The sequence below is a fragment of the Nonomuraea spiralis genome (assembly GCF_014648435.1).
Lineage (GTDB): Bacteria > Actinomycetota > Actinomycetes > Streptosporangiales > Streptosporangiaceae > Nonomuraea > Nonomuraea spiralis.
The window spans coordinates 177,789-191,060 of record NZ_BMRC01000012.1; the positions used below are offsets into that span (position 1 = coordinate 177,789).

At 73.2% G+C, this 13,272-nt stretch carries 13 protein-coding genes; 2 read left to right on the forward strand and 11 right to left on the reverse strand.

Features of this window, described 5'->3' with window-relative positions:
- The first annotated feature begins 96 nt into the window (after positions 1-96).
- Positions 97-1,176, forward strand: a complete 1,080-nt coding sequence (locus IEZ27_RS28935; protein ID WP_189650141.1) for a right-handed parallel beta-helix repeat-containing protein — start codon at positions 97-99, stop codon at positions 1,174-1,176.
- Here IEZ27_RS28935 and IEZ27_RS28940 read toward each other — a convergent pair.
- The 9 genes from IEZ27_RS28940 to IEZ27_RS28980 form a co-directional block, all read right to left on the reverse strand.
- The gene (locus IEZ27_RS28940; RefSeq protein ID WP_189650142.1) at positions 1,170-2,717 is read right to left on the reverse strand and encodes a PucR family transcriptional regulator; all 1,548 of its coding nucleotides are present in this window, start codon (positions 2,715-2,717) and stop codon (positions 1,170-1,172) included. The two genes, IEZ27_RS28935 and IEZ27_RS28940, sit on opposite strands and share 7 nt — an antisense overlap.
- Positions 2,714-3,769 carry a DUF917 domain-containing protein gene (locus IEZ27_RS28945; RefSeq protein ID WP_189650143.1) on the reverse strand — a complete coding sequence of 352 codons (1,056 nt, stop codon included), beginning with the start codon at positions 3,767-3,769 and terminating at the stop codon, positions 2,714-2,716. The genes IEZ27_RS28940 and IEZ27_RS28945 overlap by 4 nt, the downstream gene beginning before the upstream one ends.
- Positions 3,766-4,701, reverse strand: coding sequence for a hypothetical protein (locus IEZ27_RS28950; protein WP_189650144.1), 936 nt, complete (start codon positions 4,699-4,701; stop codon positions 3,766-3,768). Before IEZ27_RS28950 ends, IEZ27_RS28945 begins: the two co-directional genes overlap by 4 nt.
- Complete coding sequence (locus IEZ27_RS28955) at positions 4,698-6,011, reverse strand: MFS transporter (protein WP_189650145.1); 1,314 nt, start codon at positions 6,009-6,011, stop codon at positions 4,698-4,700. The genes IEZ27_RS28950 and IEZ27_RS28955 overlap by 4 nt, the downstream gene beginning before the upstream one ends.
- 133 nt (positions 6,012-6,144) lie before the next feature.
- Positions 6,145-6,525: a nuclear transport factor 2 family protein gene (locus IEZ27_RS28960; RefSeq protein ID WP_229824438.1), complete on the reverse strand. Its 381-nt coding sequence runs from the start codon at positions 6,523-6,525 to the stop codon at positions 6,145-6,147.
- An 85-nt stretch (positions 6,526-6,610) separates the two neighbouring features.
- A complete protein-coding gene (locus IEZ27_RS28965) occupies positions 6,611-7,570 on the reverse strand; it encodes an alpha/beta hydrolase (RefSeq protein ID WP_189650250.1) in 960 nt (319 codons plus the stop codon).
- 108 nt (positions 7,571-7,678) lie between these two features.
- Positions 7,679-8,434 (reverse strand): ATP-binding cassette domain-containing protein, encoded by a 756-nt coding sequence (locus tag IEZ27_RS28970; RefSeq protein ID WP_189650146.1) that lies wholly within the window; start codon positions 8,432-8,434, stop codon positions 7,679-7,681.
- Entirely contained in the window at positions 8,431-9,471 is a 1,041-nt protein-coding gene (locus tag IEZ27_RS28975) for an ABC transporter permease (protein WP_189650147.1), read from the reverse strand. The genes IEZ27_RS28970 and IEZ27_RS28975 overlap by 4 nt, the downstream gene beginning before the upstream one ends.
- A 28-nt stretch (positions 9,472-9,499) precedes the next feature.
- Positions 9,500-10,480, reverse strand: coding sequence for a sugar ABC transporter substrate-binding protein (locus IEZ27_RS28980; RefSeq protein ID WP_189650148.1), 981 nt, complete (start codon positions 10,478-10,480; stop codon positions 9,500-9,502).
- A 129-nt stretch (positions 10,481-10,609) separates the two neighbouring features.
- Between IEZ27_RS28980 and IEZ27_RS28985 the strand changes: the two genes are divergently transcribed.
- Entirely contained in the window at positions 10,610-11,248 is a 639-nt protein-coding gene (locus tag IEZ27_RS28985; protein WP_229824439.1) for a TetR/AcrR family transcriptional regulator, read from the forward strand.
- Here IEZ27_RS28985 and IEZ27_RS28990 read toward each other — a convergent pair.
- Together IEZ27_RS28990 and IEZ27_RS28995 are read right to left on the reverse strand one after the other, a co-directional pair.
- Positions 11,245-12,066, reverse strand: a complete 822-nt coding sequence (locus IEZ27_RS28990) for an HpcH/HpaI aldolase/citrate lyase family protein (protein ID WP_189650149.1) — start codon at positions 12,064-12,066, stop codon at positions 11,245-11,247. The two genes, IEZ27_RS28985 and IEZ27_RS28990, sit on opposite strands and share 4 nt — an antisense overlap.
- On the reverse strand, positions 12,063-13,250 hold the full coding sequence (locus IEZ27_RS28995) for a CaiB/BaiF CoA transferase family protein (RefSeq protein ID WP_189650150.1): 1,188 nt from the start codon (positions 13,248-13,250) through the stop codon (positions 12,063-12,065). Before IEZ27_RS28995 ends, IEZ27_RS28990 begins: the two co-directional genes overlap by 4 nt.
- Positions 13,251-13,272: the final 22 nt, after the last annotated feature.

The window sequence follows — 13,272 nt, forward strand, 5'->3', positions numbered from 1 at the left end:
TGTCCGCCGGTCTGTGAGGATGATCGACAACGCGGGGGCACGCGCAGCCTGGGGAGGCTGTGTCCCCGTCATGACCCTCTTCACGAGGGGACTTTCATGCCTACGTTACGTACGCGCCTGATCGCGGGCTCGGCCGCGCTCGCCGCGGGCCTGGCCGGTGTCGCCGTCCTGGCCCCGGCCGGGCCCGCCTCGGCCACGCGGGTGGAGGCCGCCTGCTCCGACGCCGCCGGCGACGCCGCGACGATCCAGGCCGCCATCGACTCCTCCAAGGAGGGCGACGAGATCGTCATCAAGGGCCCGTGCCTGATCGACGCCACGATCAGCCTGGCCGACCGGCGCACCTACCGGGGCGACGCCAAGGCCGGCACGGTCGGCCTGCTGTTGCGCTCGTGGAACACCCGGGTCTACGACCTGGACATCTACGGCACCCCGTCCGACGGCATCCGCATCAGCAACCCGTCCAGGAACGGGACCACGCTGCGGAACACGATGGTCAACAGCGTCATCAGCGACGTCTACATCGAGGGCGCCGCCGAGGCCGGCATCCGGGTCGTCGACCCCGGCGACTCCGTCACCGACTGGACGCTGCAGCGTTCCTGGATCGGCTTCAGCGGCACGCACGCCATCCAGTCCGACAACGCGGCCGGCTGGACGATGAGCGGCCTGCACCTGTACGCGACCCCGAAGAACGCCATCGACGCCCACCGCTGCTTCGGCACCTCGATCGAGGACAACTACATCGAGGACTTCGGCGCCGAGAGCACGGCCGGCCAGACGTACTACGGCATCCGCTGCGACCTTCAGGGCGACGCCGCGACCACGATCACCGGCAACCGGGTGCACAAGTTCCTGCCGCCCCCGAACGCGCTGGCCGAGCTGCGCAAGGCCCGCCAGAGCGGTTCGGCGCCGCCCGAGCGCAAGTTCGCCGCGACCGGCCCGCTGCCGGACGGCGTGGACTTCGTCTACATGGCGCTGGACGCGGTCAACTACGCCGCCGGCCACGCCGCGATCACCGGCAACACCGTCGTCGGCCACGGCACCAAGCGCGAGACCGGCATCCTGCTGGCCAAGGGCGAGGGCGAGTCGATGTCGGTCGCCTCGTCGGGCAACCTCCTCGACGGCGTCGGCGTCCGGCGCAAGGTCGGCGCGGGCGTACGCCTGACCAGGGGTTACTGATCCCCGGGCGCCGCGTGCGGACCCGCCGCGGCGCCCCGGTTCAGCAGCACGTGACAGGCGAGCTGGAGCGCCAGGCGGGTGGCGGCGTCGTCCAGGTCGAAACCGGCGGCCTTGATGCGTTCCAGGCGGGTGGTGACCGTGTTGCGGTGCACGCCCAGGCGTTCGGCCGCCTTGAGCGCGCCGCCCTCGTCCAGGACCGCGGCCAGCGTCACCAGCAGCGTGCCGTCCTTGTCGACGGCCAGCAGCGGCTGGAGCACGACGGCCGCGGGCGCGCGCAGCACCCCCGCCGGGAGCGCGCCGAGCAGCTCGGCCGGTCCCATCCGATCGGCGCGGGCCACGGTGCCCGCGCCGGCCACGAACGCCGCCGCCTCGGCGCCGAGCAACGACTCCCCGACCGACTCCAGCCCCTCCACGGCCGCGCCCACCCCGGCCGCGCACGGCCAGGGCATGCCCTCCACGCAGTGCCGCAGCCGGTCGGCCAGCTCGCCGGGCGGCTGCGCCGACCAGCCGGCCCAGCCCTCGCCGCGCCGCAGCACCGGCGCCTGGCCCAGCGCCGCGGTCACCAGCGCCTGGACCAGCGGCCCGTCGTCGGCCACCGCCCCCACCGGCCGGACGTGGTACGCGGTGAGCGTCCCGCGCACCGGCCATCCCAGCGCCACGGCCTCGGCCGACGCCCCTTCCAGCCAGATGCCGCCGTCGTCGGCCGGCTCGTGGGCGGGCGGGCCCTCCGCGAGCAGCCGCCGGGCCAGCGCCGACTGCAGGGCGAAGTCGCGCGAGGCCCGCAGGCGTTCCTGGGCCGCCCACGCCGTCAGCGGGGCCACCGCCAGCCCCAGCACGGTCCGCACCACGGCGGGCCAGCCGGGCGAGCGTGACGTCCCGGCGGCCACCAGCGTCCCCAGGGCCGGGCCCTCCTGGCCGGGCACCTCGATCTCGGCCGCCCACCGCGCCCCCGACGGCCGGGCGTGCTCGTGCTCGCCCGGCGGGCGGCCGGCGCTCTGACGGCCCGCGACGTGCAGGCCGTACCGGTCGAGGAAGGCGACCGAGGTGCCGGGCAGCTCGGCGTTGAGCACCCCGAGCACCCGCCTGGCCGAGGGGCCCGCGTCGGCCAGCCGGGTCGCGCAGCGGGCGACGAGCTGGGTACGGGCGGCCTCGGGGCGGGCCGCCGCCGAGGCGACCCGGACCGCGACGATCAGCGGGTCCTCGTCCACGAAGATCAGCGTGATGCCGAGCCGTTCGGCCAGCACCTCGCCCGACCCGGCGCTCACGCCGCGCGACGGCGCGATCACGCAGGCCGCCGCCTGCTCCCAGGCCCGGCGCATGGCCATCTCGACCGCCCAGCCGCCGCCCGCCGCCGATCCGATCAGCACGACCGCCGTGTGCGGCGTCACCACGCCGAACACCGACAGGTCGTCCACGATCCGGACCTGGTGCACGGGGTTGTCGCCGCTGCCGTACATCCTGGCCCCGGCCAGCGGCCCGGTGTTGACCAGCTCCGCGACCGTGACCGGCGCCTCCCAGCCGGGCGCGCGCAGGCCGTTCACGGCGACTCCGCGCGCTGCTCGAACGGGATCCCGAACGCCCGCAGACCGCCCAGCACGAGCCCCGGGCCGGTGTGCCACATCGGCGCCGCCCTGACCACCATGATCTCCACCTCCATGCCGGGCGCCGCCTTGTCGACGTCCACGACCATGCCGTCGGCGACCGAGATCATGCAGATCTGGTCCGGCGCCATGGCCACGGGCGCGCCGTCGGCCAGGGCGAGCACGATCTCGTTGTGCGCCTCCAGCCGTACGAGCCGGCGCAGGCCCGCCGACTCCTGCACCACGATGCTGGCGGGCAGCGAGGGCATCGCCACGTCGGCGCCGTGTCCCGTGCTGCCCTCGACGGTCAGGATGCGGCCCGAGCACAGCGTGCGCACCCCGTACGGCGCGGCGGCCGAACGCGGCGCGCCGGGCTCCCCGGCCGCCAGCAGCAGGCTGACCGTGCCCGGCACCAGCACCCGGGCCAGATCCCGCGCCGCCATCGGGTAGCAGGCGGCCACCGCCCACCCGCCCACCGACAACACGACCGGGCGCAGCAGCTCCTCGACCCGGTCGGCGGCGGTCTCCAGCAACACCAGCTCCCCCGACGCCCCGGCCAGCGCCAGCGGCGTCGCGCTGAGCCCGCCCAGCCGGTACGTCGTCTGCTCCACCAGCGGGAACACCCGTCCCGTCCCGTCGCCGTCCACCAGCGGCAGGCGTAGGACCGCCGCGGCGACCAGCGGGATCAGCGCGTTCTCGGCGGCCAGGTTGAGCGCCACCACGGCCCCGGCCCGCTCCCCCATCCACCGCTCCAGCGCCCGCACCGCCCGTACGGGCTCGTCCCCGGCCGGGAGCTGCTCGCCGAGCGCGGTGGTGGACCCGACCAGGCTGACCACCATGCACAACGTCTCCGGGTCCAGCTCCGCCGCGGCGGCCAGCTCGACGCCCTCGCCGAGCACCGACTCCGCCCAGGCGAAGGTCAGGCCGTAGGAGGACTCGGCGGCACCCGTGGCGAACAGCCGCGACCCCGCCGAGAAGCGGCGCAGCTCGGCGGGTCCGATGAGCCGGGTCACGGCGTGGCCCCTTCCGCGGTGACGCGCACCCGGTAGAAGCCGTCGGGCAGGTAGGACAGGGGGTTGACGGTGGTCTCGGCGATCCGGGCGAAGCCGGGGGCGGCGCCGGCGCTGACCACGCGGGTCAGGGCCTCGTCCCTGGCGTCCTGGAGCGCCCGGTCCAGCTCGGCCCGGCCGCGTGCCTGCACGATGCGTTCCACCTGGGCCTCCGGTCGGGCGAGCGCGGCGCCGTACGCCGCCGCCACCAGGTCCTCCGAGCCGGGCGCGATCACCTCGAACGGCGTCGCGCCGCCCGCCGCGGCCAGCGCCGCCCGGCCGCGGCGCAGGCTGGTCGTCCCGCCCAGGTCGCAGGCCCGCGGGTACCTGCGGAAGTAGTGGGCCGACACCAGGCCGCTGCCGGTCCTGGCGAAGTACACCGGCACGCCGGGCAGCTCCCGTGTCACCCGGTCGGCGATCCGGCCGGCCTCGGGGCCGAGCGCGGCGTTCCTGATCGCGTGCGCCTCGCGTTCCCGCAGGCCGGGGCGGCCGAACTCGTACGAGAGGGTGATCTCGGCCCCGGGCACCTCGGCCGCCACGATCGCGGCGACCGCCAGCTCGTGGTCGGCCAGCATGGGCGAGCCGGTCGCCGTCACCGCGAAGTCGCTCAGCCCGCAGCCGGCGGCGAACTCGCGTACCGCGGCGGTGTCCAGCGGCGCCAGCGGGCGGCCGGTCAGGCTGTGCCCGCCGCGTACGATCGTGGCCACCCCGGGGTCGGCCACCGGCCGCAACACCGGCGGGCACAGGCCGCCCACGCGGATCGCGGCCACCGGCGCGCGCGGCGTCCCGTCGAGGTCCACCGCCACGCAGGCGCGTATCGCGGCCGACGGCGGCGCGCCGTCGCCGACGGCCACCACCACCGGTGACGGCCCGTCCAGCGCGACGCCGAGGATCACTCCAGTTCGCGCCCTTCGGTCTCGGGCAGCGGCATGGCCAGCAGCGCCGTGGCCACCATGAACGCGTTGATGACCAGCATGGTCGCGGTGAAGCCGGTGGCGTGGGCGAGCAGCGCGCCCACGGCCGACGGCGCGACCGTGGTGGCCACGAGCTGGGAGGCCGTGGCCCAGGAGTAGCCGGTGCCGCGCAGGGCGGTCGGGTAGAACTCGCCGTTCCAGGTGTTCCAGACGCCCCACGCGCCCAGGCTGAAGAACGACAGGACGAAGTTGCCCAGGTACAGGCCGGTCAGGCTGCTCGCGGTGGCGAACCACAGGCCGCCGAGCACGGCCGCGACGACGTAGAACAGGAAGACCTTCTTGCGGCCGAAGCGCCCGGTCAGCAGGGACGCGCTCACGTAGCCGGGGATCATCATCAGCGCGCTGAGCGCGGCGAAGCCGAGCGAGGCCGACAACGACAGGCCCTTGGCCTGCAACAGCGTGGGCAGCCAGGTCTGCAGCCCCCAGTAGCCCCAGTTGAAGACGAAGTTGAGCGCCAGCATGAGGACGGTGATCCTGGCCAGCCGGCCGCGGAGCAGGTCCATGGGGTTGCCCGCCCGCGCGCTCGCCGACGCCACCGTGAACGTCGCCTCGGCGTCGGGGCTGCCCAGCTCGCGCAGCACGGCCCGCGCCTCGTCCTGCCGCCCCCGGGCGGCCAGCCAGTACGGCGACTCCGGCACCCACGCCCTGATCGCGAACGCCCACAACCCCGCCGCCGCGCTGGCGATCACCACGACGTGCCAGCCCAGGTCGCCGAGCGTGACCGAGGCGGCGATGGCCGCCAGCATGCCGATGGGCCACCCGATCGACAGGTACACCGCGGCCCGCCCCCGGTGCCTGGTGGGCAGCAGTTCGAGGAAGAAGGGGAAGGTGATCGTGTAGACGCCGGCCAGTGCGAGCCCGGAGGCGACCCGCAGCGCGACCAGCGTGGCCAGGTTCGGCGCGAACGCCGAGGCGAGCGCGATCACGCCGTAGGCCAGCAGCGACCAGAACGCGGTCGGCTTGCGTCCGATGCGGTCGGCGAGCGGCCCCCAGACCAGCACGCCGGGGATCATGCCGAACGCCACCGCCGACAACACGATCCCGACCCCGGCCTCGTCGATCCCGAACGCCGGGCCGAGGTCGCCGGAGACGTAGACCAGCGCGAGCTGCTCCCACGACTCGATGACGAAGGCGATGAACAGCGCGAGCGCGATGAGCACGTGCCGGCGGGAGAACGGCATCCGGTCGAACGCCGCCCCGATGGGGAGTGTCCGTGCGTCGGTGGCGGTCATGCAAGCTCCTCGGAGGGGGGCGCGAAGTATTGCCGCACCATAGGGCCGTCCCCCTTCCGCACCGGTGTGCGCGACGCCCGGCCGGGGGCCGCGCGGCTGTGCGCGGCGCACTGCCCCCGTCGTGGGGTCGCTGTCAGGGCTGCTGCTGGAGCACGTTCTCGTGCACGTGGACGATCCGCCACTCGCCGTCCGCCAGGCGCAGCACGCTCGTCGTCCGGACCAGCTCCGGCTCGCCGCTCTCGAAGTCCACGCGCAGCATGTACCGGGCCAGGGCGGTGTCGCCCCACACGTCCACGACCTCGTCGTAGGCCCGGACGGAGGTCTCCGCCGGGCCGTCGGACGGCCGCGCGTCGCGTACCTTGTCGAGCTGCTGCCTGCTGGTGATCAGGCCGGGCTCGGCCGAGTCCCAGATCGTGGCCTGCGGGTGGAGCAGCCGGTCGATGCCCTGCCTGTCGCCTCGCGCGTAGGCGTCGTACATGCCGGTAATAACGGCCCAGACAGCGTCGCGTGCCACGCTTCCGTTCTCCCTCGTGTCGGTGAAATATGGTTCTTTCTCACCGTATGGGCAGCGTGGAACGCAGGCGTCTTTACGTTGTAGATCAGGGATTGAGCCACTCGCGCAGCTTGGTGACGGCCAGGCTCATGGCGGCCTTGTTGGCGTTGGTGTCGCGCAGCAGGTCCACCATGGCGAAGTCGTGCACCATCCCCGCCAGCTCGACCGCCGTGACGTCGTTCCCGGCCTCGCGCAGCCTCGCCGCGTACGCCTCGCCCTCGTCCCGCAGCACGTCGGCCTGGCCGTTCAGGACCAGGGCCGGCGGCAGGCCGCGCAGCTCCCGGTCGCTCGCGCGCAGCGGCGAGGCGTGACTCTCCGCGCGCTGCGCCGGATCTGTCGTGTACTGGTCCCAGAACCACTTCATGCCGTCCCGGTTGAGGTAGTAGCCCGTGGCGAACTGCTTGTAGGACTCGGTGTCGAAGTTCGCGTCCGTGACCGGGTAGAACAACACCTGGCCGCGCAGGGCGACGTCGCCGCGCTCCTTTGCCATCAGCGTCAGCACGATCGACATGTTGCCGCCCACCGAGTCGCCGGCCACGGCCATGCGGGAGGCGTCGAGCCCCTTCTCCGCGCCGTGCTCCATCACCCATTGGGCGGCGGCGTAGTTCTGCTCGATCTGCGTCGGGTACTTCGCCTCGGGCGCGCGGTCGTACTCGGGGAAGACGACGGCGGCGCCGGTGCGTACGGCCAGCTCGCGGACGAGCCGGTCGTGCGTGTGCGCCGAGCCGAACACCCAGCCCGCGCCGTGGATGTAGAAGATGACCGGCAGGGTGCCCGTGGCGCCCTCGGGCTTGACGATGCGCACCGGCACGATGCCCGTCGGCCCGCCCTGGACCTGGATCCACTCCTCCTCGATCTCGGGCTTGGGCACGCCCGGGTCCGACTGAAGCTTCTCCAGCACCTCGCGGCCCTGCTCGGGCGGCAGCTCGTAGATGAAGGGACGCTTGGCGTTGGCCTCGGCGAACTCCCGCGCCGCCTTCTCCAGCACGACCTGCTTGCTCATCATCGTGGTCACGGTGGCGCCCTCCGGCTGTCGTCGTCCACCAACGATGTGTTCCTGCCTTGACGCACCTCGATCCGATCGCCCGGTTCCGTCAAATTCCACCCAAGCGGCTCACTCGCGGCGCAGTTCGTGGGCCAGTTCCTCCAGTTCGGCCCCGCCGGCCATCAGGGTCGTCAGCTCGTCCTTGCCGATGTCGGCCTTGGCGTACTCGCCCATGCTGGTCCCGCGGTTCAGCAGCAGGAACCGGTCGCCCACCGGGTAGGCGTGGTGCGGGTTGTGGGTGATGAACACCACGCCGAGCCCCCGGTCGCGGGCCCTGGCGATGTAGCGCAGCACCACGCCCGCCTGCTTGACCCCCAGCGCCGAGGTGGGCTCGTCCAGGATGAGGACGCGGGCGCCGAAGTACACGGCCCTGGCGATGGCGACCGACTGCCGCTCGCCGCCCGACAGCGTGCCGACGGGCTGGTCCACGTCCCGGATGTCGATGCCCATCGCGCGCAGTTCCTCCGCCGCCACCCGGCGCGCCCTGGCCACGTCGAACGCCGGGCCCCTGCGCGGCTCGGAGCCGAGGAAGAAGTTCCGCCAGACCGACATGAGCGGGATCATCGCCAGATCCTGGTAGACCGTGGCGATCCCGCGGTCCAGCGCCTCGCGCGGGCTGGCGAAGCGCACCTCGGCCCCGTCCACCAGGTACGACCCCGTGTCGTGCTGGTGCACCCCGGACAGGATCTTGATCAGTGTGGACTTCCCCGCGCCGTTGTCGCCGAGCACGCAGGTGACCGTGCCCTCCTCCACGCCCATCGAGACCCCGCGCAGGGCCAGCACCGAGCCGAACGTCTTGCCGATGTCCCGGGTCTGCAGGATCATCGCCGCACCTCCTCGGCGTAGCGCCGGACCAGGCGGTTGGCCAGCGTCGCCAGCAGCAGCATGGCCCCGAGGAAGAACTTGAACCAGTCGGCGTCCCAGCCCAGGAACACGATGCCCTTGTCGGCCATGCCGAAGATCACCGCGCCGATGGAGGCGCCGACGGCCGAGCCGTACCCGCCGGTGAGCAGGCAGCCGCCGATGACCGCAGCGATGATGTAGATGAACTCCTGCCCGATGCCGATGTTGGCCTGGACGGAGGTGTAGCGCAGCGCCAGGATCGAGCCGACCAGCCAGGCGGCGACCGCCGTCGTCATGAACAACGCGATCTTCGTACGGGCCGCGGGCACCCCGACCGCCCGCGCGGCCTGCTCGTCGCCGCCCACCGCGAAGATCCAGTTGCCCGGCCTGGAACGCATGAGCACCCAGGTCGCCAGCGCGGTGATCGCGATCCACCACAGGATGGCCACCCGGAACGACGTGCCGCCGATCTGGACGGTGCCCGCCAGGACCGCGCTCGCCGCCTCGAACCCGGACGCCCGCCGCAGCCCGCCGACCTGCACGGTCCCGGTGATGGCCTTGGTGACGCCGAGGTTGACGCCCTGCAGCATGAGGAAGGTGCCCAGCGTGACGATGAAGCTGGGCAGCTTCGTCCGGGTCACCACCAGCCCGTTGACCAGCCCGACGGCCAGCGCCACGACCAGCCCGGCCAGCATGGCCGCCCACACGCTGAACCCGTAGCGGGTGGCCAGGGTGACGAGGATCAGCCCGCTGGTGCCGGTCAGCACGCCCGCCGACAGGTCGAACTCGCCGCCGATCATCAGCAGCGCGACCGCGACCGCCATGATGCCGAGCGTGGCCGCCGGGTCGAGCCAGTTGGCGACGCCGGCCGGCGAGCGGAACACCGCCGACTGCGCGGCGAAGAACGCGAACACCGCGACCAGCCCCACCACGGCCCCGAGCTCGGGCCGGACGATCAGACGGCGGGCCAGGCCGACCCGCGCGACCCGTTCGTCGGCCCGCGCGGGAGCGGCCGTCATCGGCGGCCCTCCCCGCCCCGGCAGGCGCTCATCGGGTGCCCGCCTCGGCCAGCTTGGCCACCTGCTCGGCGTTGTCCTTGGTGACGAACCCGGGCCCGGTGTTGACCGGCAGCCCGCCGCCGACCGTGTTGAGGTTGTCCTTGTAGAGCGTGAGGAACGTGATCGGCAGGTAGCCCTGGAGGTACTGCTGCTGGTCCACGGCGAACAGGATCTCGCCGTCCTTGATCGCGGCGACCACGTCGCCCGACAGGTCGAAGGTGGCGAGCTTGGCCTGCGCGCCCGAGTCCCTGATCGCGTCCCTGGCCGCCACGGCGACCGCCGGGTTGAGCGCGAGGACGCCGTTGACCTGCTTGTCCGACTGGAGCTTGGCGGTGACCTTGGAGGTGACGTCGGCGAGGTTGGCGACGTCCACCTGGAGGCGTTCGACGGTGCCGCCGAGGGTCTGCTCGGCGCCCTTGCAGCGCTGGTCGAGGCCGACGTTGCCGGCCTCGTGCACGACGCACAGCAGCTTGGTGACGCCCGCGGCCTTGAGCTGCTCGCCCGCGCCGCGTCCGGCGACGTCCTCGGACTGGCCGACGTGGGTGATGGCGCCGAACGCCTTGGAGGAGTCGGCCCCGGAGTTGATGGTCACGACCGGGATCCTGGCCGCGACGGCCTTGCCGATGGACTCCTTGAGCGCGTCCGGGTTGGCCATGGAGACCACGATGCCGTCCACCTTCTCCGAGACGGCCTGGTCGATGAGCTGCGACTGCTTGGCGGGGTCGCCGTCGCCCTGGTAGGTGACCTTGACGCCGTACTGCTTGCCGGCGGCCTCGGCGCCGTTCTTGACGACGTCCCAGAAGGCGTCCCCGGCGCCGCCGTGGGTGATGACGGCGAAGCTGCCGCCGCTTGCCGCCGGGGCGGCGGCGGAGCCGGGTGCGGCGCTCTGCGCGCCCTCCCCTCCCGAGGAGGAGCAGCCGGTCAGGGCGAGCACGCCCACCAGCGCCAGCACGATCGGGGTACGTCTCATCGGACACCTCCAAGACCAACGGGCTAGCCCCGGTTCTACCCCAATGTGATCTCTTTGTATAGACATGCGGACCAATGCAAGGAACGCGAAGTAGTAGAACGGAATTATTCGTTCCCGTATGATGGAGGCATGACCAGCGCACCCATGAGCGGCCGCAAGGCTCAGGCCGCCCGTAACGACGAGTTGATCCTCCAGTCGGCCAGGGCGGTCTTCACCGCCGACCCCGGCGCGCCCATCGCGGCCGTGGCCGAGAAGGCGGGGGTCGGGATCAGCGCGCTCTACCGCCGCTATCCCAGTAAGGAGGCGTTGCTGCAGAAGTTGTGCGGCGACGGGCTCAAGCTCTACGTCGCCGTGGCCCAGCAGGCGATGGACGACGAGGGCGACCCCTGGGAGGCGTTCGCCTCCTACCTGCGGGGCATCGTGGACGCCGACACCAACTCCCTGACGATCAAGCTGGCCGGCACCTTCCAGCCCACGGAGGAGCTCTACCACGACGCCGTACGCGCCGGCGACCTGGCGACGCGGCTGCACCACCGGGCCGTGGCGGCGGGCGTGCTGCGAGACGACGTCACCGTGGCCGACATCGCGCTGCTGTTCGAGCAGATCGCCTCGATCAAGCTCGGCGACGAGGAGCGCACCTCCCAGCTCCGCCACCGCTACCTGGCCCTGGTGATGGACTCCCTGCGGGTCCCGCCCGCCCACCGCGACCTGCCCGGCCCGGCCCCGGACGACGAGGAGCTGCAGGTCCGCTGGTACCCCTCGCGCTAGTCCGCGAGCCGGCGCGCCAGGTCCAGCACGCGGCGGGCCTTGGCGACGATCGGAGCGTCCACGAAACGGCCGTCGGGCAGGGCGACCGCGCCCGCGCCCGCACGCTCGGCGGCCTCGGCGGCCTGGACGATCTCGGCGGCCCTGGCCCTCTCCTCCTCGCCGGGACGGAAGGCCCGCCGGATCACCGGGAGCTGCCGGGGATGGATGGCGGTCCGGCCGAACAGGCCGAGCGCGCGGCCGGCCCGGCAGGAGGCGAGCAGCCCGTCCTCGTCCTTGACGTCGGGGTGGACCGACATGGGCACCGGCGGCAGGCCCGCCGCCGCGGCGGCCAGCACGACCTGCAACCTGAGGTGGTTCACGGCGCTCTCGTCGGTGATCGACAGCTCGGCGGCGAGGTCCTGCTCGCCCAGCGCCACGCCGGCCACGCGCGGGTGGGCGGCGACGGCCCTGGCCTCGACGATCCCGGCCGCCGACTCCAGCAGCGCGTACAGGGGGGCCGCGCCGGGCAGGCCGTCCAGCGCGGCGGCCGACTCGACCTTGGGCAGCCGTACGGCGTCGGCCAGCTCGCCGACGGCCGCCAGGTCCGCGCGTCCGCGGTCGGTCGCCACGTCGTTGACCCGGACGTGGATCCGCGGCTCGGCGGCGGCCTCGCGCCCGCGCAGGTAGGCGACGGCGTTCGCGCGGGCGGCGTCCTTCCCGGCGGGGGCGACGGCGTCCTCCAGGTCGATGATGACCACGTCGGCGCCGGAGGCGGCGGCCTTGGCGAAACGTTCGGGGCGGTCGCCGGGGACGTACAGCCAGGTGACGGGGGCGATCACGCGATCACCCCGTCCGCGCGCAGGGCGGCGACGGTCTCGGCCGGGTAGTCCAGCTCGCCGAGCACCTCGTCGGTGTCGTGGCCGAGCGGGCGGCCGGGCCAGCGGATCTCACCGGGCGTCTCCGACAGGCGGAACAACACGTTCTGCAGGGTGACCGTGCCCAGTTCCTCGTCCGGCAGGTCGACGAACGTGCCGAGCGCCGCGTACTGCGGGTCCCGGGCCAGGTCGGTGACGTCGTAGATCGGGGCGACGGCGGCCTGCGCCTCCTCGAACCGGGCGATGACCTCCTCGGCGTCGCGGGCGGCGATCCAGGTGGCGACGGCCTCGTCCAGCTCGTCCACGTGCTGGACGCGGCCGTGGCCGCTGGCGAACCAGGGCTGCTCGACCAGGTCGGGACGCCCGACGAGGGTCACGACGCGCTCGGCGATGGGCTGGGCGCTGGTGGAGATCGCCAGCCAGCGGCCGTCACGGGTCCGGTACGTGTTGCGCGGCGCGTTGCTGCTGGACCGGTTGCCGGTGCGCTCCGGCACCACCCCGAGCGCCTTGTACGCGGTCATCTGCGGCCCGAGCAGGCCCAGGATGGGCTCGATGATCGCCAGGTCGATGATCTGGCCGCGCCCGGTCGCCGCGCGGGCGTGCAGCGCCACCATGATCGCGTACGACATGGCCAGGCCCGCGATGCCGTCGGCCAGGGCCAGCGGCGGCAGGGTCGGGGGCCCGTCCGGCTGGCCGGTCATGGCCGCGAACCCGCTCATCGCCTCGGCCAGCGTCCCGAAGCCCGGCCGCCCGGCCATCGGGCCGACCTGCCCGAACCCGGTCATCCTGGCCACGATCAGCCGCGGGTTGGCCTTGAGCAGGTCCTCGGGGGCCAGGTGCCAGCGTTCGAGGGTGCCGGGCCGGAAGTTCTCGATCAGCACGTCGGAGCGTTCGGCCAGGCGGCGCAGGATCTCCTGGCCCTCGGCGCGCGACAGGTCGACGGCGGCGGTGCGCTTGTTACGCGACAACGACTTCCACCACAGGCCCACGCCGTCCACCGAGGCGCCGTGGCCGCGCGAGGGGTCGCCGCGGCGCGGGTGCTCGATCTTGATCACGTCGGCGCCGAAGTCGCCCAGCATCATCGCGGCGGAGGGGCCGGCGAACAACGTCGCCGCGTCGATGACCCGCAGGTCGGCGAGACTTGTCATAAAATGTAAGTTATAAGAAATA

Bases quoted from the DNA above. Each gene is read 5' to 3' on its own strand.
- IEZ27_RS28935 (WP_189650141.1), top strand. From the start codon at position 97: ATGCCTACGTTACGTACGCGCCTGATCGCGGGCTCGGCCGCGCTCGCC.
- IEZ27_RS28955 (WP_189650145.1), bottom strand. From the start codon at position 6,011: ATGACCGCCACCGACGCACGGACACTCCCCATCGGGGCGGCGTTCGAC.
- IEZ27_RS28965 (WP_189650250.1), bottom strand. From the start codon at position 7,570: ATGATGAGCAAGCAGGTCGTGCTGGAGAAGGCGGCGCGGGAGTTCGCC.
- IEZ27_RS28970 (WP_189650146.1), bottom strand. From the start codon at position 8,434: ATGATCCTGCAGACCCGGGACATCGGCAAGACGTTCGGCTCGGTGCTG.
- IEZ27_RS28975 (WP_189650147.1), bottom strand. From the start codon at position 9,471: ATGACGGCCGCTCCCGCGCGGGCCGACGAACGGGTCGCGCGGGTCGGC.
- IEZ27_RS28980 (WP_189650148.1), bottom strand. From the start codon at position 10,480: ATGAGACGTACCCCGATCGTGCTGGCGCTGGTGGGCGTGCTCGCCCTG.
- IEZ27_RS28985 (WP_229824439.1), top strand. From the start codon at position 10,610: ATGACCAGCGCACCCATGAGCGGCCGCAAGGCTCAGGCCGCCCGTAAC.
- IEZ27_RS28995 (WP_189650150.1), bottom strand. From the start codon at position 13,250: ATGACAAGTCTCGCCGACCTGCGGGTCATCGACGCGGCGACGTTGTTC.